19 protein-coding genes and 1 pseudogene are annotated in these 24,677 nt (G+C 45.1%); 2 read left to right on the top strand and 18 right to left on the bottom strand.

Going from position 1 to position 24,677, the window contains the following annotated elements; genetic code table 11:
- The first annotated feature begins 214 nt into the window (after positions 1-214).
- Complete coding sequence (locus IUA53_RS13095) at positions 215-997, top strand: RMD1 family protein (RefSeq protein ID WP_044446647.1); 783 nt, start codon at positions 215-217, stop codon at positions 995-997.
- A 54-nt stretch (positions 998-1,051) separates the two neighbouring features.
- Here the strand turns inward: IUA53_RS13095 and IUA53_RS13090 are convergent, their stop codons facing one another.
- Positions 1,052-2,716 (bottom strand): M28 family metallopeptidase, encoded by a 1,665-nt coding sequence (locus IUA53_RS13090; protein ID WP_196897241.1) that lies wholly within the window; start codon positions 2,714-2,716, stop codon positions 1,052-1,054.
- 69 nt (positions 2,717-2,785) lie between these two features.
- On the opposite strand from IUA53_RS13090, the gene IUA53_RS13085 reads away from it, so the two are divergent.
- Positions 2,786-3,646, top strand: coding sequence for a DUF3025 domain-containing protein (locus tag IUA53_RS13085; protein WP_196897240.1), 861 nt, complete (start codon positions 2,786-2,788; stop codon positions 3,644-3,646).
- 23 nt (positions 3,647-3,669) lie between these two features.
- On the opposite strand, the gene IUA53_RS13080 is transcribed toward IUA53_RS13085, so the two are convergent.
- The 17 genes and pseudogenes from IUA53_RS13080 to IUA53_RS13000 form a co-directional block, all read right to left on the bottom strand.
- Entirely contained in the window at positions 3,670-4,371 is a 702-nt protein-coding gene (locus IUA53_RS13080) for a YIP1 family protein (RefSeq protein ID WP_044446653.1), read from the bottom strand.
- Positions 4,372-4,516: 145 nt separating this feature from the next.
- Positions 4,517-6,244 carry an SLC13 family permease gene (locus IUA53_RS13075; RefSeq protein ID WP_196897239.1) on the bottom strand — a complete coding sequence of 576 codons (1,728 nt, stop codon included), beginning with the start codon at positions 6,242-6,244 and terminating at the stop codon, positions 4,517-4,519.
- 16 nt (positions 6,245-6,260) lie between these two features.
- On the bottom strand, positions 6,261-7,676 hold the full coding sequence (gene cysN / locus IUA53_RS13070) for a sulfate adenylyltransferase subunit CysN (protein ID WP_044056541.1): 1,416 nt from the start codon (positions 7,674-7,676) through the stop codon (positions 6,261-6,263).
- Position 7,677: 1 nt separating this feature from the next.
- Positions 7,678-8,469: a 3'(2'),5'-bisphosphate nucleotidase CysQ gene (gene cysQ / locus IUA53_RS13065; protein ID WP_196897238.1), complete on the bottom strand. Its 792-nt coding sequence runs from the start codon at positions 8,467-8,469 to the stop codon at positions 7,678-7,680.
- Positions 8,470-9,066 carry an adenylyl-sulfate kinase gene (gene cysC, locus IUA53_RS13060; RefSeq protein ID WP_044056543.1) on the bottom strand — a complete coding sequence of 199 codons (597 nt, stop codon included), beginning with the start codon at positions 9,064-9,066 and terminating at the stop codon, positions 8,470-8,472.
- A complete protein-coding gene (gene cysD, locus IUA53_RS13055) occupies positions 9,066-9,980 on the bottom strand; it encodes a sulfate adenylyltransferase subunit CysD (protein ID WP_044056544.1) in 915 nt (304 codons plus the stop codon). Before cysD ends, cysC begins: the two co-directional genes overlap by 1 nt.
- Positions 9,981-10,219: 239 nt before the next feature.
- On the bottom strand, positions 10,220-11,728 hold the full coding sequence (gene putP, locus IUA53_RS13050) for a sodium/proline symporter PutP (protein WP_044056545.1): 1,509 nt from the start codon (positions 11,726-11,728) through the stop codon (positions 10,220-10,222).
- 137 nt (positions 11,729-11,865) lie between these two features.
- Complete coding sequence (locus IUA53_RS13045; protein WP_196897237.1) at positions 11,866-13,791, bottom strand: GGDEF domain-containing protein; 1,926 nt, start codon at positions 13,789-13,791, stop codon at positions 11,866-11,868.
- Positions 13,792-14,033: 242 nt separating this feature from the next.
- Positions 14,034-14,738, bottom strand: coding sequence for a DUF3379 family protein (locus IUA53_RS13040; RefSeq protein WP_196897236.1), 705 nt, complete (start codon positions 14,736-14,738; stop codon positions 14,034-14,036).
- On the bottom strand, positions 14,731-15,288 hold the full coding sequence (locus tag IUA53_RS13035) for a sigma-70 family RNA polymerase sigma factor (protein WP_044056547.1): 558 nt from the start codon (positions 15,286-15,288) through the stop codon (positions 14,731-14,733). The genes IUA53_RS13040 and IUA53_RS13035 overlap by 8 nt, the downstream gene beginning before the upstream one ends.
- Positions 15,289-15,460: 172 nt before the next feature.
- Positions 15,461-17,306, bottom strand: a pseudogene (locus IUA53_RS13030) (DUF885 domain-containing protein).
- 67 nt (positions 17,307-17,373) lie between these two features.
- Complete coding sequence (locus tag IUA53_RS13025; RefSeq protein WP_196897235.1) at positions 17,374-19,110, bottom strand: BatD family protein; 1,737 nt, start codon at positions 19,108-19,110, stop codon at positions 17,374-17,376.
- On the bottom strand, positions 19,111-21,063 hold the full coding sequence (locus IUA53_RS13020) for a vWA domain-containing protein (protein WP_196897234.1): 1,953 nt from the start codon (positions 21,061-21,063) through the stop codon (positions 19,111-19,113). It abuts the gene before it with no gap.
- 3 nt (positions 21,064-21,066) lie between these two features.
- Complete coding sequence (locus tag IUA53_RS13015) at positions 21,067-22,083, bottom strand: vWA domain-containing protein (protein WP_196897233.1); 1,017 nt, start codon at positions 22,081-22,083, stop codon at positions 21,067-21,069.
- The gene (locus IUA53_RS13010) at positions 22,076-22,612 is read right to left on the bottom strand and encodes a DUF4381 domain-containing protein (RefSeq protein ID WP_196897232.1); all 537 of its coding nucleotides are present in this window, start codon (positions 22,610-22,612) and stop codon (positions 22,076-22,078) included. The genes IUA53_RS13015 and IUA53_RS13010 overlap by 8 nt, the downstream gene beginning before the upstream one ends.
- 5 nt (positions 22,613-22,617) lie before the next feature.
- Positions 22,618-23,580 carry a DUF58 domain-containing protein gene (locus tag IUA53_RS13005; RefSeq protein ID WP_196899533.1) on the bottom strand — a complete coding sequence of 321 codons (963 nt, stop codon included), beginning with the start codon at positions 23,578-23,580 and terminating at the stop codon, positions 22,618-22,620.
- 3 nt (positions 23,581-23,583) lie between these two features.
- Positions 23,584-24,540, bottom strand: a complete 957-nt coding sequence (locus tag IUA53_RS13000) for an AAA family ATPase (RefSeq protein WP_196897231.1) — start codon at positions 24,538-24,540, stop codon at positions 23,584-23,586.
- Between the last annotated feature and the right edge of the window lie 137 nt (positions 24,541-24,677).

Genomic DNA, 24,677 nt, shown 5'->3' with positions numbered 1-24,677 from the left:
TCCAAAAACATCGTTACTGGCTAAGGTTGTGTGTTAATTAAACACTTTTGCATGGCGTTTGAATAACCTGCTTAACGGGATAGCGGGATACGTTGCCGAACCCTATTCATATTTATTATTTTTATCTTATTGATTTCTATTGGTTTATATTTGTATCCACAACCATAAATTGCGCGCATAATCCTGCCGAATTTTCCACCATTTGGTTTTAGGTATGCCATTTATTCATCATCGTGTGTCAGCTTATCTTGTGCCTGAAGAAATGTTTACTCAGTGTACATTTAATATGCAGGCTGTTCGTTACAGAGACGCCACCTATTTCCCTTTGCAGGGGGGAGAAGCGTGGGTATTTGCGTATGGGGTTATTATTTTCTGGGGCGCTGAGGACGTGGAGCGCACACTTTTATTGCAACAACTCAATCTATCGGGGGCGCTATTAAATACGGAACATCAAGAGCATTTTCATTTCGAAATTACCGAGGGCGGGTTAAAAATTCAGCATGACATGATTCACCTTGGGGATAGTGAACCGCTGTTACGACTGTCTATTAGCCATGCAATTGCTCAGTCACTGAAACTTAATGAGTATGAACAACAAGCGCAAACAACCATCTCTCAGTACGCTTATCTTCCAAGAGCGTTGGCGCAAACAGGAAAGATAAATTTGAGTCGTTCAGCACTGGCGAAAATCCGTGGTCATTTATTCAGTACTAAAAGTGACATCTTTTTACATTACGGCTTGTTGGATACCCCAGAGTTTTTTTGGGAATATCCCGAATATGAATACGCCTATAGTGCATCTGCCCGTTATTTAGATATTAGTTCTAGAGTAGGCCTATTATCCAATAAGCTGGATGTGATCCATGAGCTTTTCGAGATGTTAGCGGATGACTTAAATCACAAGCATTCCTCGTTTCTAGAATGGATAATTATTTTGCTTATTGCATTTGAAATTGCGACCTTCGGAGCCGAAGAACTTAAAGCCATCTTCATGTGAAAAAGCCCGCCAGTTTTTTTAGCCTGGCGGGCTTTTGTTGCTATAGCTGCATTCTTAGTGGGTACGCTGAAACTCGCTAGTGGAGCGCCACGCAGGCCATTTGTCTGCGTTGGCGACGTTTACGCCAACGTCGAATAGCATTTGGGTATCTTCAACCACACCGCCTAAATCCCAGTCTTCACGGTATTCATCGCAAACTTGGTGATAACAACCCGTTTTGATGACTTTCATACGCTTGCGGTATTTTGCCACCTCTTCATTTAAAGGCTCATCTCCGCCTTCTGCGTAGAGTGCAGGTACACCTTGTTTGGCGAAACTGAAGTGATCTGAGCGGTAATAATAGCCTGCTTCGGGTCGATCTTCCTGAGTGAGCGTACGCCCTTGCTTCGCGGCTGCTTTTTCAAGGTAGTCTTCTAATTCAGATTTCCCCATGCCGACCACTGCTACATTTTTTGTTTTGCCCAACACATTCATGGCATCCATATTAATATTCGCGACGGTTTTATCCATGGGAATAACAGGATGAGTGGCGTAGTATTTACTGCCGAGTAAGCCTTGTTCTTCGGCAGTCACGACAAGAAATGACACTGAACGCTTTGGTCGAGGCGTTAGGTTGGCATAGGCTTTTGCCATCGTAAGAATTGCGGCAGTACCTGTTGCGTTATCTAGGGCGCCATTGTAAATCTGATCGCCTTCTTTGCTCTCATCTTTACCTAAATGATCCCAGTGAGCTGTATAAATAACATGTTCGTCGGGAAGTTCAGCACCAGGCAAGGTGGCTATCACATTGTGACTTTCTGACTTTTTGAATGTATTTTTAACAGTAACTGAAGCGGTAAGGTTCATTGGCTGATGATAAGGACCTTGCATCGCCTTGGCCTTTTCTTCATAAAAATCTAGTCCAGCATCGCTAAATACTTTTTGTGCTGCATCAAGGGTTAGCCAGCCTTCCATCGCAACACGGCTAGCCCCTTTATCTTCGCTAACTAAACCATATTGTGGGCCGCTCCAGCTATTGGCAACCACCGACCAGCCATAAGAAGCCGGCGCTGTTTCGTGAACGATGATTGCACCAGCGGCGCCTTGGCGGCTAGCTTCTTCATATTTGTAGCTCCATCGACCGTAGTAAGTCATGGTGGTGCCTTGAAATTTGCCGCTTTCGGGGTTTTCAAAACCGGGATCATTGACCAATATCACCACGGTTTTGCCTTTTACGTCGAGCCCTTCATAGTCGTTCCAATCGTACTCTGGCGCATTTACACCATAGCCCACAAACACCAACTCGGAGTCTTCAAGCGCAATGGTGGCTTGCTCACGTTTTGATGAGGCAACCATATCCTTTTTATAGGCAAATTGGTTATCGCCAATGGTCATTGTCATATCTGGATCGGCGGTAATTTCCATTAAGGCGACTTTTTGCAAATAACTGTCGCCGTTTCCAGGTTGAAGACCTGCGTTTTTAAACGCATCAACGAGGTATTCGATGGTTTTTGTTTCACCAGGTGTGGTGGGCAGACGTCCCTCAAATTCATCTGAAGACAAGGTTTTAAGCGGTGCACGAATATCGCTATCGGATATACCTGAGTAAATCGCCTCAAAGTTGCTGCTTTGCACTGCATCAGGCTTAGCATCATTTTGAACGCCACTGTCGTTATTAGGGGAGCAAGCAACTACACTTAATAGGGTAGGTACAAGCAAGGGCAAAAACATTTTTTTCATTGTTAGTCTCTGTTTGCTCTACAATATCACCCAGTATAGAGAAAACCGTATTTCAACCCAATAGTTTGTATGAATTTCAGTGAATTGCTTTGGCAACCGGATGTTTTACGCACCCAGTGTGCAGGGCCAGTGTTAGCGGTGCTTAATCATGCTGGCTTACTTGATAATAGTGCTTCTTTTCCCAGTGCGCATCAACTTAACCAAGTGGCTAGAGCATCAAGGGAAGTGTGGCATGGCCCCGAATTTAAAGCGCAAGGTGAATACCCAGAATCGGAATCTCGGTACTACGAAGCGATTATCGCTGAGGATAGCCAAGTGCCCACACGAGAACACAGTTGGCATGACTTATTCAATGCGCTTGTGTGGATTCAGTTCCCCCGAACAAAGGCGCTGCTGAATAGATTGCATATGGAAGATATCAATCTAAAAGGCGCGCATCCAAGAACACCGAGACGAAATAGGATCACCCATTTTGATGAATGTGGTGTGGTTATCGCCGTAGAAGAAGATCACCTTCAAAAAGGTAATGCGTTGCTTAGCCAACTGGCTCACCACCAGTGGAATCAGGTCTTTTTAGAAGAGCGCAGCGCTTGGGGAGAAATCCTCCATCCATTTGTTTTCGGGCATGCGAATTTTGAGATGATGTTATCGCCTTTTGAAGGGTTAACTGGCAAATGGATGGCGATAAAAGTGCCTAGGGGCTTTTCTAATGAGAGCGTAGAAAGGCAACATGAACGCTTGGATGTGGCTTTGTGTGAGCGTATTCAAGCCCTAGACAACTTTAATCGTGCGCCACTGCTGAAGCCCATTCCACTGCTTGGTATTCCTCATTGGTATCAGGAACAAACGCCGTGTTTTTACGAGAATAAGGACTATTTTCGTCCGATGAGTGTGACTTCTAAACCTAGCGTGCAGTTGCCACTGACCTAACATCAGCGGCAACGCGCTATGGTTTATGTGAGGGCGAATAGGGCAAACAAGGACGTGAAAAACACCGTGGGAGCGGCGGCGATGATGACGCTCTTTTTCGTTGAAAACGAAGTCCAACGAGCAATACCAACAGCCATCAAGTAAATAGACCAAAGGGTAATTAGACTTAATCCCGATGCGACACCGTACCACTGAGATGACATTTCAATACCCAGAACAAAAGCCAATGAGAAGGGGGCCAGTATCGCGGGTGAAACTTGGTGATCGGCCCAAAATAGCAATAGTGCTACTGCGACCAGAGAGTTAATTACCGCGGGCATCGCAGTCCACCACATGAAACCGTACCAGTCAGTAAACCCGAATACATGGCTATCGTCATTGCGCGTGCAAAGATGAAGGTAAAGCGCCATGATGGCCTGAATTACAATAAAGCCTATGCCAGTAAATACGACATGCTGAAGCATAAACGCAGAACGGGTCATAAATGCACGGCGCTGGTCAATTTCTGCAGGGCTTAAATCGCCTTCAGTGGAAATGATTAAATCTTGATACCAGGCAATATCCACAAAGTTGACAAACAAGTATTGTGGGAGTAATGCCATAACAATAACGACGATAAAGGCGACCCAAGACCAGTTATTTTTCTCGCCAACTGCCGTAAACACGCCGCCCGGCTTGAAAAAAATATCATTACACGCTTGAAGGGGGTTAGTAACTGAGTGCATCCTATGCTCCAGATTTCTATGAGTTATTTTTTTTAATTGTAAAACCTAGACTACTGGCTATTTCTGGCTAAGTACAGGCGTAGAACGAAAAAAAGAGACACTCTTTGGTAAAAAAATGTGTCTCTTTTTTGCTTTAATTATCCACTTATTGCAGATAGGTAAAGTTGAGTAGTATTAGCACAATACTGCTATACAGTGCGGATATCGGTAAGCCTATCTTTATAAAGTGCTTAAATTGATAATTTGCAGCGTTAAACACTAGCAAGTTAGTTTGATAGCCAAAGGGCGAGATGAAGCTTGCACTTGCCGCGAAGGCGACGGCTAACGCAAATGGCATTAGCGGAGCGCCAATAATCTCTACCAACCCGTAGGCAAACGGAAACATCAAGGCTGCCGCTGCGTTATTGGTCACAAACTCGGTAAGCACGAGTGTTGTCACGTAAACCACAATCAACGCCACAAACCAATTGGTGTCTGCGAGAAATGGCATTAAGTGAGCGGTGGTGGTACTAATGACCCCCGAGCTCTCCAGCGCAGTGGCTAGGCTTAATGCACCCACAATCACAATAATCAGGTTGAGCGGTAAATTACGCTTCATTTCACCATTGCTGGTTACCCGGGCACCAATTAACACTGCCGCTAGAACAAGTAAGCCCATGGCTAGTGAAACCAAGTTTGATGCAGCTAGAGCGACAATCGTGATAAACCCACCTAAGGTGATCCACTCTTGCTTATTTGACAATGGGCGGGCAATGCGTTGCTCAGACAGAATAAAGAAGTTCTTATTGAGGTTTTGTCGGGTGGCAAAGTCAGGTCCTGCAGCCAGCAACAGATAATCGCCCGCTTTCAGCTTTATTTCACCGAGTTTGCCGGATAATTGCTCACCGTCTCGGCGAATAGCCACCACCGCAGCATCAAAAAGTGCGCGAAAGCCCAAGTTTTTAATGGTTTGACCTATCACCTGTGCACGGTTGGCAATCACTACTTCAGTGAGGCTCTCTCTTAACACACCATCGGTTTCAGCAAACATGCTTAACCCTTTTATGTGGCTAAGGTTTTCAAGCTTTTGTACATTGCCAGAAAAAATAAGTTTGTCTTGCTCTAAAATTATTAGATCGGGAGAAACCGGAGAGATCAGGTTGCCATCTCTAACGACTTCCACGAGAAAGAGTTCAGGCAAGTTTCTTAAGTGGTTTTGCTCAACGGTTTTGCCGATAAGTTCAGACCCGGCCTCGACTTCCGCTTCAACCATGTACTCGTGGTAGTTATTGTTTTTCCCCGAAATGGTGGGCAGTAATGGCGTAAGAATGAACATCAGTAAGCCACAACTAAGACCTGCAATTGTGCCGTACAGTGTAAAGTCAAAAAAGTTAAACCCTGGGTGACCATGTTCTTGAAGAAAACTATCTACAATTAAGTTAGTTGAGGTACCTATTAACGTAACTGTGCCTCCAAGAATAGCGGCATAGGAGAGCGGGATCAGTAAACGCGACGCAGCATGATATTGGTTTTGTTTGATAGGCCCAATGAGACTAGCCACAATGGCCGTATTGTTCAGTAACGCAGATGATACAAACGTTAATGAAAAAAGCCGCCAATACGACTGCTTAAAATTTGGCGTGACGAGTTTTCGCCCAATACGTTTAATCAGTGCTGTTTTATCTATAGCGCTGCTGACTAGCAGCAATAGGACAAGAGTGATCAGACCTTTGTTGGTCAGGTTTAGCAAAATATCGTCCAGCGTGAGTTGCTGCGTAAGCAGCAACCCTAACACTGCACCTGAAAACACAGTTGAAGGGCGTTGGTGACTAAAAACCAACGCCAGTATCGTACCGGCGAAAATCGCCAGTACGATGAACTGGTTTATATCCATTTATGTCCAGCCCTGTTTACAGCTTGCTAATATCCACAGAGTTCCAATGTGGGAAGTGTTTACGAACCAGTGCATTGAATTCTAATTCGAACTCAGAGAAGTTAGGTGATTCGTGTTGTGCATCAGCAGCAATAGCGTCAATCACCATACCTGCACCCACGGTGCCATTGGTCAGGCGGTCAATCACTATAAATGAGCCAGTTGGACGGTTACGCTTGTAAGGGTCGCAGGCGATAGGCTGAGTGAATTTAACGTCTACCACGCCAATTTCATTCAGATTCAAGTGCATTGCGTCTTTTTCATCAAGGGTGTTTACATCAATCTGATTGTCGATGTGGGCAACCACACCTGTCGTAGACTTAGTCGCAAATTTAAACAAGTATTGCTTGTTTGGCATTAACGGCTCTTCTGACATCCATACGAGGTGCGTTTTAAATTGTGTAGATAACAATGGAAGGTTATCTGACTTCACAATCATGTCGCCACGGGAAATATCAATTTCGTCTTCAAGGGTTAATGTCACCGCTTGAGGCACGTATGCGCGCTCTTGATCACCTTCAAAGGTCACCACTTGCTTAACCTTGGACGTCTTGCCCGAGGGTAACGCGGTAATTTCGTCACCTGGAGCTACTTGCCCAGACACTACCGTGCCAGCAAAACCACGGAAATCAAGGTTGGGGCGATTAACATATTGAACAGGGAAGCGGAAATCTTCGTGATTGTCGTCTTCACCAATTTCAATGTTTTCCAGCATTTGCATCAATGGCGTGCCATCGAACCAAGGTGTTTTTTCACTTTGGCCCACCACATTATCGCCTTCTAGCGCTGAAATAGGGACGAATTGAATATCAGGTATATCAAGTTGCTCAGCAAACTTCAGGTAATCTTGCTGAATTTGGTTGTACACCTCTTCGGAATAATCCATTAAGTCCATTTTGTTAATAGCCACAATAACGTGCTTAATGCCAAGTAGTGAAACTAAGAAAGAGTGACGCTTAGTTTGCACTTTAACGCCGCCACGGGCATCCACAAGAATGATGGCAAGATCACAGGTTGAGGCACCGGTAACCATGTTACGGGTATATTGCTCGTGTCCTGGGGTATCAGCAATAATGAACTTACGCTTATCTGTAGAGAAGTAGCGGTAAGCCACATCAATGGTAATACCTTGTTCACGTTCTGACTGAAGGCCATCAACTAAAAGTGCCAAATCCACTTTTTCGCCAGTGGTACCCACTTTCTTACTGTCTTTAGTAATGGCAGCAAGTTGATCTTCATAAATCATTTTTGAGTCGTGAAGCAAGCGGCCAATAAGGGTGCTCTTACCGTCATCTACGCTACCGCAAGTAAGGAAACGTAGCATGTCTTTTTGTTCGTGTTGCTCTAGGTAAGACAGAATGTCCTGTCTTAATAATTCGTTTTCGTTGTTCATGTTATGCGCTCACAAGGAAAAAGGGGTTTAACACTGATTCTTTTTGGTTATAGGTCAAAGCATCAGCATTGTTATCTAGTGGGTTTGCTGGGTCGAGAACGGTGACATTCGCGCCTGCGGCGAGAGCCACAGCATGAGCTGCACCGGTATCCCATTCAGACGTAGGGCCTAAGCGTGGGTAAAGATGCGCTTCACCTTCTGCTACTAAACACAGTTTAAGCGAGCTGCCCATGGCCACAAGTTCAGTGTCGCCAGATAATTGGGCAAGCAAGTTTTGTATTTCAGGGCTTTGATGTGAGCGGCTGCCCACAATCTTCCATACTTCGCTTCCGTCATGTTTACGAGCAGAAATAGGGGTAAATTCACCGTCTACCTCTGTCCATGCACCTTCACCTACTACGCCGACATAACTTTTATTAAGCGCTGGAGCATACACAACTCCCAGGGTAGGTTTACCGTCTTCAATAAGGGCAATGTTAACTGTGAATTCACCGTTTTTCTTAATGAACTCTTTGGTACCATCTAGGGGGTCAACCAGCCAATAAGATTGCCAGCTTTTACGTTCATCCCATGCAATATCTGCTGATTCTTCAGACAAAATAGGTAAATCTGAAACCGACTCAAGGGCGTTAACAATGACGTTATGTGCGGCTAAATCAGCTTCTGTCAAAGGGCTGGTGTCTTGTTTCTCATAAATAGCGAAATCTTTTTCATAAATCGCCATTATTTCTGCACCAGCGTCTTTCGCTATACCCAATATGGATTGGGTTAATGAATTAATCGGCACTGACATTTATACGAGTCCTTTTTCTTGCAGCAAAGCATACAAACGTTCAACGGTTTGCTCTGCTGGCTCATCCTGATAGGTGAGGTGAATTTCCGGCGCTTCTGGCGCTTCATAGGCCGAATCTATACCGGTGAAATCCTTAATCTCTCCGCTACGCGCTTTTTTGTATAAACCCTTAGGGTCGCGGCTCTCGCAAACTTCAAGAGGTGTGTCGATAAAGACTTCCACAAATTCACCTTCTTCAAGCAAACTGCGGCAGTAGTCACGATCCGCCTTAAAAGGGGAAATGAACGCAGTGAGTACAAGGGTTCCAGCATCTACAAATAGCTTAGCGACTTCGCTAATGCGACGAATGTTTTCAACACGATCTTTATCACTAAAGCCTAAGTCTCCACAAAGTCCGTGGCGCACGTTGTCACCGTCAAGTAAATACGTGTGCTTGTTTTGCTCGTGAAGCTTTTTCTCAAGCAAATTGGCTAGCGTCGATTTACCTGAACCGCTAAGGCCTGTAAGCCAAAACACCCGTGGGTTTTGGTTCAGCTTTTCAGAACGTGTTGTTTTATTGACTTCGTGCTTATGCCAAACAACATTGTCGGTGGCCATTAGAAGTACCCTTCCATTTTTTTCTTCTCCATAGAGCCCGCACTGTCATGGTCGATAACACGGCCTTGACGTTCAGAGGTCTTAGTAAGAAGCATTTCTTGAATAACTTCGGGTAAGGTGGCGGCTTCTGACTCTACCGCACCTGTAAGTGGGTAACAGCCTAGCGTACGGAAACGTACAGAGCGCATTTCTGGGACTTCACCTTCTTCAAGTGGCATGCGATCGTCATCAACCATAATAAGTACGCCATCTCGCTCAACCACTGGGCGAGGCTTAGACAAGTACAATTGAGGAATATCAATGTTTTCAAGGTAGATATATTGCCAAATGTCTAGCTCAGTCCAGTTAGACATTGGGAATACGCGAATGCTCTCGCCTTTATTAATTTGCGAGTTATAGATATTCCAAAGTTCTGGACGCTGATTTTTTGGATCCCAGCGATGGTTTTCGTCACGGAATGAGTAAACACGTTCTTTCGCCCGTGATTTTTCTTCATCTCGACGTGCTCCACCAAATGCTGCGTCGAATTTGTATTTGTTCAGCGCTTGCTTTAGTGCAGCTGTTTTCATGATGTCAGTGTGTTTAGCCGAACCATGAGTAAAGGGGCCAACACCTTGCTCAACACCTTCTTCGTTAATGTGAACAAGCAAGTCAAAGCCGTGCTTTTCTGCTTGTTCGTCGCGGAATTTGATCATTTCACCAAATTTCCAGGTGGTGTCTACGTGCAAAAGCGGGAAGGGGATTTTACCCGGGGCAAAGGCTTTACGGGCAAGGTGAAGCAATACAGAAGAGTCCTTTCCAACAGAATAAAGCATCACTGGGTTTTCAAACTCAGCGGCGACTTCACGGAAAATTTGGATACTCTCGGCTTCGAGTTGTTTCAAATGCGTTACAGACGGGATACTAGCAGTCATTTTGAAGTCCGATTTATGTTATATGCAAAAAAGTTATATGCGGGTTATTTTTCTGCATAGAAGATAACATATTCATTTAGTCCCTGGCTAATGCCATTTTGATATTTAAAATACTTCTGTTATTCCAAGAAATAAATCTGTCATGCAATTGAAGCATAAGTCACACGCGGAGGGAGAATAGAGACAAAAAAGCCCCAGAAAGGTAAACTTTGCTGGGGCTCTTATGAGTAACGGTTAAGCTATTTTCTTGCGTTTAGTTTTTGCTGGAATAAATCGAAGGTATTCACCACGCCGTCACGAGGCGTACCTGATTTGCTCAAAATCATAATGGTTAAACTCGAAAGAATGAACCCAGGTACAATTTCGTACATCCAGTCACCTAAAGGTTGCCCTGCAATTTCGATGGGTAAGTAAATCCAAAGTAATACTGTGACCGCTCCCACGACCATGCCACCGAGCGCAGCGCGGCGGGTCATTTCTCGTTTGAACAAACTAAATAGTACCAGTGGACCAAATGCCGCGCCAAAGCCCGCCCATGCATTACTGACTAAGGTGAGGATAGTGCTGTCTCTGTCGTAGGCAAGAAAAATAGCCACAAGTGCTACGGCCACCACGCTTACTCTTCCTGCGATGACTAATTCTTTATCGGTAGCATCGCGGCGCACGAATGCTTGATAAAAATCGCTAGTCAATGAACTTGAGGTAACTAACAACTGAGATGAAATAGTACTCATGATGGCGGCCAAGATTGCGGCGAGTAAAAATCCACCAATGAAGGGGTGAAACAAAATTTGCGACAAGTAAATAAACACCGTTTCAGGGTCTATGGTGTTATTGTTGCCTGTGACATATGCCAGCCCGAATAGACCTGTCATTAAGGCCCCGATAATAGACACAATCATCCAACTCATGCCTATGTTACGCGCCGTGGGGATATCATCAACAGAACGAATTGCCATAAAGCGCACAATGATATGAGGTTGGCCAAAGTAACCTAGCCCCCAAGACATGAGCGACACAATGCCAATAAAGGTAAGTGCTTCGTTTGAAGAGGCATCCATAAAGGCATCAAATAATGCGGGATTAATGTTGTCCAAAGCATCTATAGATGCACCTATGCCACCGAGTTCGGTAATCACCACCGCAGGCACCATGATTAACGAAATGAACATAATGCAGCCTTGCACGAAATCGGTCATGCTGACAGCCATAAAACCACCCACCAAGGTGTAGGCCACTACCACACCTGCGGTAACGTATAAGCCGGTTTCGTAGGTTAAACCGAAAGAGGTTTCGAAGAGTTTTCCGCCAGCCACAACGCCTGATGAAGTGTAAAGCGTAAAGAAGATAACAATTACCACCGATGCGATAACTCGCAATAATCGTGAATTATCGTTAAAGCGGTTTTCGAAATAGTCAGGTAATGTAATTGAGTTATTGGCGACTTCGGTGTAAACGCGGAGTCGGGGGGCCACTAACATGTAATTAGCCAGTGCACCGAGTGTTAGCCCTACAGCTATCCAGCCAGCAGAGAGGCCTGAGACATACATGGCGCCCGGTAAGCCCATTAACATCCAGCCGCTCATGTCTGAGGCGCCAGCAGACAATGCTGTGACAGCAGGGCCTAATTGTCTACCACCTAGCATATAGCCTTCAACATTGGTGTCTGTTTGCCGGTAAGCAAATAAGCCTATACCTAGCATCACTACAAAGTACAAACCCAACGAGATTATCGTGCCAGTATCCATATAAATTCCCTGTGTTTTTTATTTCATGCTAACACCAATGGCGCAGAGTCTCTATGCCAGTGGAACACCTTGCACGATTTCTATACGATGTTGGGGAAATAAAGGATTATATAAGGCGAGTAGCAACTACACTGGGGTTAAACTTGCTCTGTGAAATACCTTTGTATTGATACGGTTTCTATTTTGCCTCGGCCGGCATTTTTCGCCTTATAAAGCAGGTGGTCGCAAGCTTTTATAATTTTTTCGATATTCTTCTCGCCTTTAATTTCGACCACTCCGGCTGAAAAACTCACTGAGAAAACTTCGTCGGTTGCTTGCCAGTGGGTGTGTAATTCCATAGAACGTTTTATATCTTTAAGCAGCGTAGCTGCGTTGTCTTCATTGGTGTCATGCAAATAAAGCAAAAACTCTTCTCCGCCATACCGACAAAAGGTGTCCGTTTTGCGAATACGTTCACGGGTAACTCTACCAAAGGTAGACAATACTTCATCGCCCACTACGTGGCCGAACCTGTCATTAATTCGTTTGAAATGATCAAGGTCGATAAGTACTAGACAAGAAGCCACCTTAGAACTCATCGGTTTCGACGCGGCTCGAAACATGGCTCTGCGGGTAAAGGCACCGGTAAGATCATCAATGTCGCCGAGTTTCGCCTTCGAGCGCTGACCACGCCAGAACCAAAACAGTAGCAAGGTGGTTAACGCCGCCACCACACCAAACAATATGGCTTGTAGTCGTTCTGCTTTTAAAGCGAGGTTTTGTTTATCTTTACTGAGTGCCAGCCTTTGCAGTTTGCTAATGGTTATATCACGCTCTAAAGGAGAGTCGTTGACAAGGTTATCAAGTTGCTCCGGCAAGTTGCGAGATTGCACCAGCAAGTTTTCATATTCTTGCTGATGAAACAGAGCTTTTTCAAAATCGCCCCTTAGTTTATAGATGTTTCTAAGCTGCTGATGCTTATTTAACAAAAGTGGCCGACTATAGTAAGCAACCTCTGCTTCATTGTTTATTTTTAACGAATAGGAAATGATAGCTTGCTTAAAGTCTGTATCGCTACCGATAACCGCTAGATTATATAGATTTAGTATTAGTGGTGAAGTTATGATATTGACCGGTAACTTTAGATCTTTAAATCGAGAAAGGTCGGTAGTTATGCGTTGAATTCTTTGCTTATCACCAGGTTGTAATCTATTCGCATAAACACCTGCCTCCAACATTAACACAAATAGCTCCTGACTTAAGTCCCCACTTTGACGAGCAACGAAGTTAGCTTCTTTGATTAGTTTTAATGCTTCACTAAAATTTGTGAGCCTGCATAAAGCTTCAATTGCTCCTGAGAAGGTGAAAGCTGATAGTCTACTGTTTTTCTTGGCCTGCTCAATCAACTGCAAATTATGCTCGAGAGACCGAGAAATCACATTTAGGTTCATGTAAGCTTCGGCTAACCATGAGTGTGCAAGAGTTTTATCTAGTGCGGTCTCAAGACTATATTTCTCATCGTAATCGGGAAGGTGAGGGAGGGCGTACTCTAGTTCTACCACTGTTTTCAGTGGATGTAACTCTGAATATTCCATTGCTAGCCAGATACTTGAGATTGCTACAGCCGTTGTAGAACCAGATTGAATAAGTTCTTCTTTTAGAGCGTGAAGAGATGGAATACTTCTTTTTAATCGCTCACTTTGCTTGTATCTACGACTTGCTGCACTGGCGATAACGTAATACGACTTCAATGCGGCATACCTATCTATGTTTAGGTTCTTTAAGTATTGCCATTGCTTTTCTGTAATCGCGTTAGGAGTATCTAGTGGCAGTTTATCTTCCTTGATATTTCCAGCGGTCATTTCGTACATAACAGCTCTAATAACGCTCGCAATCGTGGAATTGTCGCGCTTAATACCACTTTCTTCTATGAGTCTAGCAATCTCTATGTTGTTTAACCCAGCGGGGCTATTCCATTGATAAACTACAGCTTTGAGCAGATTGCCTAATTGGCGAAACTTTTCTTCTTCAGCCGTCTGATTGATATTGGCGGTGGTGGGAAAGGCTGAAAATACTAAAGCCAAAAAGAGGATTAAGTAGGGTCTGAATTTTATTTTTAGGTGACAACAGGGCGCATACATACAATGAGCTCTACTTCTACTTAACAACTGCCATAAAGCAGGTGAGTTTTAGTTTACTGTAACTAGTTAGACCTTAGTATAGGTTATCTCGGGGCATTTGAATACCTGTACGAGAGGACAGTACTGAAAATAAAAAATCGGCCTGCTGGGCCGACTTTAAATTATTACTTTCAGTAGCTTACTGATTAAATCGAGAATTGGATTTTTTCCGACACTTGCTTTTTCATTTCACTGAGGTCAGCGTCTTTACTGCCTACAACCATGACATTCGCATGGGTTAACTTCATGCTCTCACCGTGATATTGCTTGTCGTCAAACTCACTCGGTACACGAATATCCCCGCGCTCAGGTACGATGAACACAGACATCTTTCCTTGTGGCGTATTCACAATAAGGTGCAAGCTTCTAACGGTACTTAAATGGCAGTAATTAGCCACTTCCACCTCACCTATCATGTCGGTAAAGCTAGCGCCAAAACTGGCGAGTTTTGCGTTTACCATCTCTAAGTTCACTGGAAGCAGGGAATGCGCTCGCTCAGTTTCTGCATATTGCATATGAGCCAAGGCTTGTCCGCCAATGCTGATTGGCTGGTGGTACCACATTGTGAATCCAATACCAAAGGTAAATGCCACCGATGCCGCTAATGCCATATACCATCTACTGCGTTTTTGATACCGTTTGAATTCGCTTGCGGACTGTTGCCATATAAGACGATGGGATAAGTCTTCTGGTACATCAACCTTCACCGCTTTTCTTAATTGCCGGTCTAGCTGAATTTGCTCATTCCAAAATTTACGCTTGTTGTCGTCCTGTTTTGCAGCATCGACAACGTCGTTGTCAGTCGTTTCTGGATCGGCATAAATTCTGCGCCTAAATTCTAACTCATCCATTTATACGACCTCGCTGTTCACTCTCATTTTCCAGTGATTCTCTTAATTGATTCCTAGCTCTAAACAATCGTGTCATTACGGTGTTTTTGTTTAAACCGAGTTGATTAGCAATCTCTTCTCCACTGTAGCCAAAGATAAGCTGAAGTATCAAAGGCTCTCTATATTCCAATGTTAAGCTACCTAGGAGTCTGTGAAGCTCTCTGTCTTGAATATCTTCATCGGCGCGCTGGGTATCATCGTGAATACTGACATCCTCTATGTCGACAACGTCTAATTGCTTACGCTCGAATCGCCGGGCGTTTTCGCGCCTGAGTATGGTAATTAGCCAAGACTTTGCTGCTTTTTCGTCATTTAACGCGTCAAGGGAGCGCCATGCGCGAAGAAATGTTTCTTGCACAATGTCCTCAGCTACGCTTCTGTCTTTGACCAACCAGTAGGCGTAACGATATATGTCTGCATGAAAAGCTTTTACAAGCGCTTCATATCTTTTTTGTTTTGCGTTCATGCTGGATAAGACCTGAACACCCTCAGATCTATTTCGTGCAAACATTAAAAAATCCGATATTTTCTATTAGAATTTTATTATGGCATAAAAAAAAGCACTTTAAACTTAACCTAAAGTGCTCATTCATATGGTTTATCGGCGATTTTTGGGCATTGCCCAGCTTAGGCTGTCTATGTGCCTGTTTAAATCTGAATCGCAATGCCAACGCGTAAGATAGCTATTTCTGCTCGGCAATCCATTGATTAACGTTTTCTTCCAGTATTGATAATGGAACGGGGCCGTATTTCAAAATCTGGTCATGGAAGCCTTGCCAGCTAAACTTATCGCCAAGTTCTTCCATGGCTTTATTTCTAAGTTCCATAATTTTAAGTTTGCCAATCATGTAAGCGGTGGCTTGGCCCGGCATAGCAATGTACCGTTCGATAGCTTTTTGTGCATCGTATTTGGCATTAGGGGTTTGCGCCACCAAATAATCTACCGCTTCTTCTCTAGACCATTTTTTGACATGAATACCCGTATCAACCACTAAACGACATGCTCGCCATAATTCCATCGCTAAGCGTCCAAAATCTGCATAAGGATCACTATAAAACCCCATGTCTTTCGCTAGTTCTTCAGTATAAAGGCCCCAACCTTCAGTGTAGGCAGTGAACGAAAGAAATTTTTGGAACTGGGGAATGCCGTCTAACTCTTGGGCGATAGCTCGCTGCATATGATGACCCGGTATTCCTTCGTGATAGGCGAGGGCTTCTAGCTGGTAGGTCGGCATCGCGTTCATGTCGTAAAGGTTGGCGTAATAGATACCGGGACGGCTGCCATCTTGCGCAGGGCTTTGATAAAACGCTTTGCCTGCGGATTGTTCTCTAAATGCTTCTACTCGTTTGACTATCATGGGCGCTGACGGAAGTATGCCAAAATAGTCTGGTAGCGCCTCTCGCATTTCGTCAATACGCTGTTTTGCCGTATCTAAATACGCTTGACGCCCTTCTGGGGTCGCTGGAAGGTAAAATTGCGGATCTTCTCGCATGAATGTAAAGAATTCTTGTAAACTACCTTCAAATCCCACACGTTTCATAATTTTGCGCATGTCGTTGTGGATGCGTTCGACATTGTCTAAGCCTAACTGATGAACCTCATCAGCGGTAAGATCGGTAGTCGTAAACCATGCCAGGCGATTTTGATACCAGGCTTCTCCATCGGGTAAACGCCAAACGCCGTCTCCCTCGGGAGACTGTGTTTTCTGGTGAGCTAAGGCATCAATAAAGTTCTCGTAAGCCGGCATGACAGACGTGACTAACGCTGCTTTGGCTTCACCTAATAATGTATTTTTTTCCGCCTCATCTAAGGTTAATTGGCTCACTTTATTTTGGAAATCTTTCCACAGAGTAGAGGGAGTGTCACTGGTGTCGAAAGGCGCGCCGGAAATGACATTTTTTGATGCCTTAATCATTTGGTCATATGCCCAAGCGGGTGGGAATACGCCGGCTTCCTCTCTCAGCTTCATTTGATCAATAACCTGACCTAAATAGGTACGTACATTATCGAGTCGACTTATATAGGCTTTGGCATCGTCTTTTGAATTGATTTTATGAATATTGATCAGGAAACTGGGTATTTGGGTATGGGCAGCCCGAAACTGATGCACGATATACTTGTGATGCCGAAATTTGTCATTTGCAAGGTCGCGTTCTACCCCTAGCTTAAACAAGCGAAGACTAAGTTGTTCCTGCTTCGACAATGTTAGCGGTATCGAAGTGCTCAATGGTTTCAAGTCTGTTTTTAAGGATGGCTACGCGACTGTCCATTTGTGTTTCAGAAACGTCGTCCCATTTATCATAATCCCATTTTTTCCCAAGACGACTTTGAAAAGTAGGCGAGCGTTTAAGATCTTCGTCGAAAGTGCGCTCGAAAAAGGCTTGCAAACGTTGGGATTCAGTCTGACCTGCAGGTCCATCAGCTTCGGCACTAACAGCGGTGTTTTGTGGAGGGGAAGCCGGGGTGCAAGCAGTGGTGGCCGCGACTAGCAATGCCAGTGACGAATAGGCTATCGTTTTTATACTCATAGTGTCTCCCTAAGGTGTAAGTGCAGCAGTTTTACTGCTGCTTATTATTTTATTAATGGGTTAACGCTCAAACACTCGGGTAAAGTGGTGCGAGGGAGTGAGGCCCTGCGCGTTGACTTTCCTTTACTTTTTTTCTGGCATCTTCAATTGCTTGAACGAAGGCCTTGTCGTCCCATTGCGTACTGCTTTTACCAAATCGCGCACTAAGTAGATCATTGTATGGCTGTTGAATGCCCTGTGTTTCAGTAAACTGAGAGGGGCTGATAATACCCTTAGCGTCCGGGTAAAGTAATTTCAACCATTGCTGTAGTGCAGCACTGATATCCTGGCTGTTTTTTGTGCGTATTGTTTGCTTTAACTGTTTGAACGCGTCTGCTTCAGATAGGCTATTTTTACCCGTTGACACCAGGCTAGCTGAGCTGCTGGTGGAAAGGGAACGGCGTTTTCTGTAGGTTATCGCCCAACCCATAGCGGTTAACACCCACAACACAGCAAACAGCCATGTCAAATAGGAAGGTGTAGACGAGATGTCACTGGCAGGCTTGTTATCCGTATCGAATGAATCTGGTTTTTCTGGCGCTTGAGACGTTGGGTTATCTAACGCTGACGAGGGTAAAGGCGCACTTTGTGACGGTTGGCCGGCGACTGACGGTGCGGCAGGCGACACCGAAACGGTTCTGGCGGGTAGCGTGGCATACTCGGTTTTTTCAGTCACAGTATTAAACCAAGGGATAGTGACTTCAGGGAGCACGATATTGCCCGCTTGCGTAGGAATAAGGGCAAGGGACGACATTCGTTGCGCGATGAGTGCATTATCTTTCTCCACCGTGGTCGTGGATGATTGATCGGGATAAAGTTTGAAGTTCGGCGGGTAGAATTCAGGAATGTCAGGCAATTGCTCTTCTACCACACCTATCGCGGTAAGTGTTACCACGCGAGTGATGGGCTCGCCAACGGTGAAGCTCTCTCCTTGCGGCCACTCTTCGTCTAAACGTACCATTTCTGAGGGGAGCCAGGGGTAGTCGATGTTCTTAGGAATAGGGTTTACTTGAATGGTAATGTCAGGCCCGACTCTGTTTACCTGTTGCGTACGATTGAAAAATCCGAACCGTTGATTCGTATTTGGCGCTGCGACTTCCCCTGTAAAGATTGGGCCGCGAATGGTAAATTCGCCAGACGCTTGCGGCACTATGGCAAATTTCCGTTCAATAATTTGATAGCGTCTGCCATTGATAATATCTGTGTACTGCGCATCATCACCCAATTGACGAATATCAGCATTGGGCATTTCTGGGCTTTGAAGGCTTCCTCGTTCAATGTTTGACGCAAGGTGTAACTTCACGGTGTAGAGTAACTGTTGATTTAAATAGGCTTCTTGCAGATCGATGTCAGTGGTCACAAAATAGTCTCGAGCCACTTTATCTGATTGTTGAACAGGGATCACCTTCACCGTAATAGGCTGAGTCTGTTTTCCTTCAATGGTAAATGAAGGAATGGTATAGCTGCCTTCTTTACGTGGAAAGAGGGTAGTGACCCAGGTTGTGGTTCGCTTAGTATCAAAATTAACAATGGATGTTTGGCTATTGACGGAAGTTCGACCCACCACAAAGTCTTTAAGTAACGCGGAACTGTCAAAAGCATCTCGATTGGCGCTACCATTTGCCGTGATAGTTAGCCGTATGGCTTCGTCTACCATAACTGGGTTTTTATCTATGGTTGCTTGAACTTCTTCTACCTCTGCCATTGCCACTACACTGTGGAATACCATAAGAAACAAGGTGGATGTGAATATTAACACTCTCATTTACCAATCACTCCGGTTTGAAGGCATGCGCTGACGTTGTCGTTTTTGTGCTTCTAGCTGCATTTTTCGTTTTAATAAAAACGCAGGGTCATCAGGAACTTTCCGCATTAAATTCTCTATTCGCTGTTGTTGTTCTTTTTCTTCATCGGTGAGTTCACCGGCTTGCCCTTGAACAGGCTGTTCGGCGCCGTCCTGCTGCTCTTGTTGCGCAGATTGTTGAGGGGATTGAGCCTCATTTTCAGTGTCAGAATCTTGGTCCTCTGCGTTGCGACTTTCACTCTCTGATGGGGAATTTCGCTCATCAGTGTCGCTTTGTTGATCCCCACTTTGGCCGTCTTGATGCTCACCCGCTTCATTATTTTGTTGCGACTGAGACTGCTGATCACCATTGCCTTGCTGATTCTCGTCAGTTTGATTTTCATTGTTTTGATTTTGCTGACTATCTCCGTTTTCAGATTGATCCTGAGGATTGTCATCGCCATTTTGTTGCTGCTGCTGCTGCTGTTGCTGCTGTTGCTCCTGTTGCTTTTTCAATGCTTCAAGCAAGGCCTTATTCTCTGCGGCATCTTTGTGGTCGGGGTCTATCGATAATGCCTGTTGATATCGTTCAATGGCTGCATCGAGATCGCCCATTTTAGCAAGGGCATTACCCTGATTATAAAGTGCGTCAGCGCCATCTACTTGTTCAAATGCACGCAGCGCATCTTCGTAATTGCCCGCTTTATAATGTGCAGCGCCCTGCCATTGGGGGCTCTTAAACGTATTTGCCGCATTACCAAAGTCGTCGCCAGCGTAGTGAGCAAAGCCTTCCTGATCGCGATTTAAAAATGGTTTTTCCCACCACGACACAGGCGGGCTTTCATTTTCAGTGGTGGGTTGAACCGGCGCGCTTGTTTGCGCATAGCTGGTGTCCGTGGAAAGTGGCAGGTACAAACCTATTAGTAAGCAAATCACCACCCCTTTCCTAAATCCATAGGCAACAAAGGGCAATAGTAGTAGCAGGAGATAAGGGCCTAGCTCGCTCCATCTGTCGCCATTGTTATCTTTGCTGTCATCACTTTCGGAAGATTCACTGTCTGAGGAAAATCGATCTACTGACACCAATCCTTTAATATCACTATCATTGGTGGCCAAACGTTGAAAAGTTCCGCCTCCTGCACGTGCAATACTGGCGATAGCATTCTCATTGACCCTTGGGACGACTATGCCGCCACTGGCATCTTTAAGCAATTCGCCATTTACCTGTTTTATTGGTGCGCCATCTTTGGTTCCCACTGCAAGTACATTAAGCGTAAAAGGTAACGTCTTCACAAAGCGTTGGAGTTCAGTTTGCTGTTTGTTATCAATGCCATCGGTAATCCAATAGATAGCGCCTTTACTGTAGCCTGCATTAGTAAGTAGCTCTGCAGCCCGTTCAATACCTAACAGTGGATCACTGCCAGGAACCGGCATGATTTCTGGTGAGAGGCTGGGTAATAAGGCGGAGATATTTTGTGCATCCTTCGTTAAAGGGCTGATGACGAATGCGTCTCCAGCATAGGCAACGAGGCCCATTTCACCTTCGCCTATATAGTTTACAAGGTCGATGGCTTTGTATTTAGCGCGAGTCATGCGATCAGGAGTGACATCAGTGGCGCGCATAGACAACGACATATCAAGCACAATGACATGGCCATTTTTCAGTTGATATACCGGTTGTGGCAAGCGCTCCCACGTGGGGCCTGCAAGGGCTAAAAGAGCAATTATCCACACTACAAGTAAAACTGAATACGCGGGCTTCCTGACTTTTTGTGTTTGACCTACCAACATGTGATCGTATAAATGTGCTGGAATAACCGATTGCCAGCCCGATTGTTTTTTATGCGAAACAGTTAACCACAGCCAAACCAACAGCGTGGGGATAATAGCCCAAAGCCATTCAGGTCGAATAAAATGAAAATCGTGAAGTGGCATACTTTATTCAACCTCCTTTTTGGGTAACCTAAGCTGGCGCAATGCGCCCGTAAGTAAGTGAACCAGCGCCCAGCCCAGTGACAAAATAAAAGCCAAAGCTAAGGGGTAATAAAATAAAGAGGTCAGTGGCCGCATTTTACGTGTTTCGCCTTCAATGGGCTCAAGGGTATCTAAGGTGGCGTAAATAGCTTCTAGTTCATTGACGTCTCTTGCCCTAAAGTATTTTCCACCTGTCGACTCGGCAATGTCCATAAGCATGTCTTCATCGAGTTCTTGAGATGGATTGACTTGCCGACTACCGAAAAAGCTTTGAATCAGCATTTGATCTGCCCCAACTCCAATGGTGTAAACTTTTACCCCTTTTTCTATGGCTAAGGTTTTCGCTTGCTCAGGGGTAATATTACCCGCCGTATTTTGCCCATCAGTGAGTAGAATAAGAACGTTGTTTGACTCATCTTTTTCATCAAACCGTTTGACTGCTAAACCTATCGCATCACCAATGGCAGTTTGTTCGCCCACCAAACCGATCACAGCTTCACTTAATAAGGTTGCCACAGTATCTCTGTCGTAGGTAAGCGGTGCTTGTAAATAAGCAGTATCAGCAAACAGAATCAAGCCAAGTCGATCGCCCACTCTTCGCTTGATAAAATCAAATAGCACAGATTTTGTCATGGTGAGACGGTTCACTTGACGGCCATTTAACTGCATATCGTCAATTTTCATACTGCCTGAAAGGTCGACAGCCAACATCATTTCACGACCTTCGCTAGGTATACTTATAGGCTCCCCCAGCCACTGGGGGCGTGCGGCTGCAAGTACAAGCCCCAGCCATATGGCAGAGGCGACCAAAAGCGGTACCTTACGAGATTTAGTTGCCTGGATGCTAGTAACCATGTTGGGTCTTAAAGCTGGCACTCTCAGCGCTGCTAAGGCGCTTTTTTGCTTGGGTTTAACAAGCCATCGAATGATAAAGGGGAGGGGAATAACGCAGAGCACCCACCACCAAGCAAATTCAAACATGACTTACCTCCGCGGAGGATGTGTACGCATGAGCGCGGCGATTGTTTTTCTTAAAGTTGGCGTGTTTAAGCCAGTACTTTGCTGCGCTTTTACAACGTGTAAATTGCGTAGCGTCTACCGAAGGTGAATACAGCTGTTGTGTCAGTTGTTTAAGCCCCTCATTGCATGTACCAAGTTTAGATTTAGCGACTTGGGCTAACATAAATTCTAACCAAGGACGGCCATAAAGGCTGGCGACATCTTCGTTAGAAAAATAGGTTTTGCTGGTGCGCTTTAATAGGCTATTTATCTGCATAGGCCAATTTGCATCGGTTTCGCTGATGTTTGATAGCTCAACAAGAGCAGCCTTGCGGGCGCGGTTAAATGCGCGGCGTCGTAACCAAAACACCGCTAAAGTACTAATGGCGACGAGAAGTAGAACCAGCAGTGTCCACCATCCCCAATCGAGAGGCCACCAGTTTATCTGTGAAGGAGGGTGAATGTCTTTTAGTTGTGCTAGTGGATCGGTTTGCGCAGCGTTCGGGCTCATTTGCATTACATCACTTCCCGTTGCATGGCTTGAAGCTGTTGGTCAAGCGGGAAACCCGATGACACGTGAAATCGCGCGATGTTCGCTTTCTTCAAGGTGTGTTCTGTATCTTGCCGGGTTTTTGCACGCCATTGTTCGTATGCCTTTTGTTCGTTGCTGTCGCCTAGTAACCAACTTTGTTGATCTGTGCCGTCGGAGACTTTAACTTCTTGTATATTTGTCGTTGAGGGTAAGGCTAATTCGATTGGGTCTTCCACTACGATGGCGCGGACTTCACAATGTCGGGTTAACTGGCTAAGGTGTTGAAGCGCTTTCGCACTTAAATTTTGAAAGTCGGACACAAGATAAACTAAACTGCCTGGTTTAGCTAAACGCCTTGCTCTTGCACATGCGTCAGCAAAGGCGTTAAGGCTTTCCTCACGATTTACCGTGGAAGCAAGACTTGATGAATGAACGTCTTTAAGCTCGTGGCATATATGCAACACCGCTTTTTTGCGGGTCAAAGGTTTAACTTCCTTGTGCCGTGCTTGGTTAAACACAATTGCGCCGACTTTGTCGCCACGGGCAGCAGCAGACCAACTTATGAGTGCAGCCGTATGGGCGGCTTGCACGGATTTAGTCAGTAGCTTCGTGCCGAACATCATTGAGGGCAAAAAGTCGCAAAAAAGAAAGACAGGACGCTCCCGTTCCTCGCGATAAATTTTTGTATGTGTTTTACCTGTTCTTGCCGTTACACGCCAATCAATTGCCCTAATATCATCGCCGGGTTGGTAATGTCTGGCTTCGTCAAACTCCATGCCTCTACCTTTATGTTTAGTAAGGTAGCTACCGGCAAGTTTGGCTTGTGGTGCCCGCTTGGGCACTAAGCTAAACAGTTTTGCCAACTGTTGGTAGCGAAGTAGCTCAGGCGTAGAGAGGCTAACGCCATTGCTTTTCAACAATTGCAGTTGAGTGGTTAGGGTATTCATCATTTATGGAACTGCGACGGTAGCAACAATCTTATCGAGAACATCATTAACCGTAACGCCCTCAGCTTCAGCCTCGTAAGACAAAATAATACGATGGCGCAATACATTGTGCGCAACTGCTTGAATATCATCCGGGCCGACGAAATCTCGACCGGCTAACCAGGCATGGGCCCTAGCGCATTTGTCGAGGCTAATTGTGGCGCGCGGGCTCGTGCCAAGCGCAATCCATTGAGCCAGGTTAGCATCGAAACGTTCAGGCTTACGGGTGGCCATAATAAGCTGCACTAAATATTGCTCTAGCTCGGGTGCCATATGCAGACTCAGGGCCGCTTTTCTTGCACTAAAGATATCTTCTTGTGAAAGCGTAGGCGGTGTCACAGGAGGAGCAGACAGGGCTTCTCCACGAGTAAGTCTAAGTATTTCCAACTCGGTTTGTGCGTCGGGGTAATCAATATCCACATGCATGAGGAAGCGGTCTAATTGCGCTTCTGGTAGGGGATAAGTCCCTTCTTGCTCTAGCGGGTTTTGTGTTGCCATTACTAAAAACAGTGGGGGCAGCGGGTAAGTTTTACTGCCTACCGTAATTTGACGCTCAGCCATGGCTTCTAATAAGGCTGACTGAACCTTTGCCGGTGCCCGGTTAATTTCATCGGCTAGCACTAAATTATGAAAAAGAGGGCCTTTTTGAAATACAAACTCACCGGTCTCAGGGCGGTAGATATCTGTCCCAGTAAGATCGGCAGGAAGCAAATCAGGGGTAAACTGAACGCGATGAAAATCGCCGTCTACGCCATTGGCTAATGCATTGATAGCACGTGTCTTGGCAAGTCCTGGAGGACCTTCCACGAGCAGGTGCCCATCGGCCAATAGTGCAATAAGAATACTTTTTGTAAGTGCACTTTGACCAATAATTTGCTGATCTAAGTACGCATGTAATTGCTGAAACTGCTGTGCCGCCATAATGCAAACGTTCCGTTAAAATTCTAGTTATAGGAAAAATTTAGTCGTTAAACCTAAGGGGAACTTAGGCATTCATGAAGATTTATACAAAACAGACTATGGTTTTCATATATGGTTCATTTTACCCAATCTCAAGG

Origin of the sequence: Alteromonas sp. B31-7 (assembly GCF_015767655.1) — a bacterium.
GTDB classification, from domain to species: domain Bacteria; phylum Pseudomonadota; class Gammaproteobacteria; order Enterobacterales; family Alteromonadaceae; genus Alteromonas; species Alteromonas australica.
Note: the sequence above shows the minus strand (reverse complement) of the source record. Positions and strands in the feature narration are given on the sequence as shown.

What these genes read in the sequence shown, in the direction of transcription:
- IUA53_RS13005 (WP_196899533.1), bottom strand. Translation starts at nt 23,580, where the DNA reads ATGAATACCCTAACCACTCAACTGCAATTGTTGAAAAGCAATGGCGTT.
- cysN (WP_044056541.1), bottom strand. Translation starts at nt 7,676, where the DNA reads ATGAACAACGAAAACGAATTATTAAGACAGGACATTCTGTCTTACCTA.
- IUA53_RS13035 (WP_044056547.1), bottom strand. Translation starts at nt 15,288, where the DNA reads ATGTTTGCACGAAATAGATCTGAGGGTGTTCAGGTCTTATCCAGCATG.
- IUA53_RS13090 (WP_196897241.1), bottom strand. Translation starts at nt 2,716, where the DNA reads ATGAAAAAAATGTTTTTGCCCTTGCTTGTACCTACCCTATTAAGTGTA.
- IUA53_RS13075 (WP_196897239.1), bottom strand. Translation starts at nt 6,244, where the DNA reads ATGGATATAAACCAGTTCATCGTACTGGCGATTTTCGCCGGTACGATA.
- IUA53_RS13000 (WP_196897231.1), bottom strand. Translation starts at nt 24,540, where the DNA reads ATGGCGGCACAGCAGTTTCAGCAATTACATGCGTACTTAGATCAGCAA.
- IUA53_RS13025 (WP_196897235.1), bottom strand. Translation starts at nt 19,110, where the DNA reads ATGAGAGTGTTAATATTCACATCCACCTTGTTTCTTATGGTATTCCAC.
- cysQ (WP_196897238.1), bottom strand. Translation starts at nt 8,469, where the DNA reads ATGTCAGTGCCGATTAATTCATTAACCCAATCCATATTGGGTATAGCG.
- cysC (WP_044056543.1), bottom strand. Translation starts at nt 9,066, where the DNA reads ATGGCCACCGACAATGTTGTTTGGCATAAGCACGAAGTCAATAAAACA.
- IUA53_RS13020 (WP_196897234.1), bottom strand. Translation starts at nt 21,063, where the DNA reads ATGCCACTTCACGATTTTCATTTTATTCGACCTGAATGGCTTTGGGCT.
- IUA53_RS13080 (WP_044446653.1), bottom strand. Translation starts at nt 4,371, where the DNA reads ATGCACTCAGTTACTAACCCCCTTCAAGCGTGTAATGATATTTTTTTC.
- IUA53_RS13015 (WP_196897233.1), bottom strand. Translation starts at nt 22,083, where the DNA reads ATGTTTGAATTTGCTTGGTGGTGGGTGCTCTGCGTTATTCCCCTCCCC.
- cysD (WP_044056544.1), bottom strand. Translation starts at nt 9,980, where the DNA reads ATGACTGCTAGTATCCCGTCTGTAACGCATTTGAAACAACTCGAAGCC.
- IUA53_RS13040 (WP_196897236.1), bottom strand. Translation starts at nt 14,738, where the DNA reads ATGGATGAGTTAGAATTTAGGCGCAGAATTTATGCCGATCCAGAAACG.
- putP (WP_044056545.1), bottom strand. Translation starts at nt 11,728, where the DNA reads ATGGATACTGGCACGATAATCTCGTTGGGTTTGTACTTTGTAGTGATG.
- IUA53_RS13095 (WP_044446647.1), top strand. Translation starts at nt 215, where the DNA reads ATGCCATTTATTCATCATCGTGTGTCAGCTTATCTTGTGCCTGAAGAA.
- IUA53_RS13085 (WP_196897240.1), top strand. Translation starts at nt 2,786, where the DNA reads ATGAATTTCAGTGAATTGCTTTGGCAACCGGATGTTTTACGCACCCAG.
- IUA53_RS13010 (WP_196897232.1), bottom strand. Translation starts at nt 22,612, where the DNA reads ATGAGCCCGAACGCTGCGCAAACCGATCCACTAGCACAACTAAAAGAC.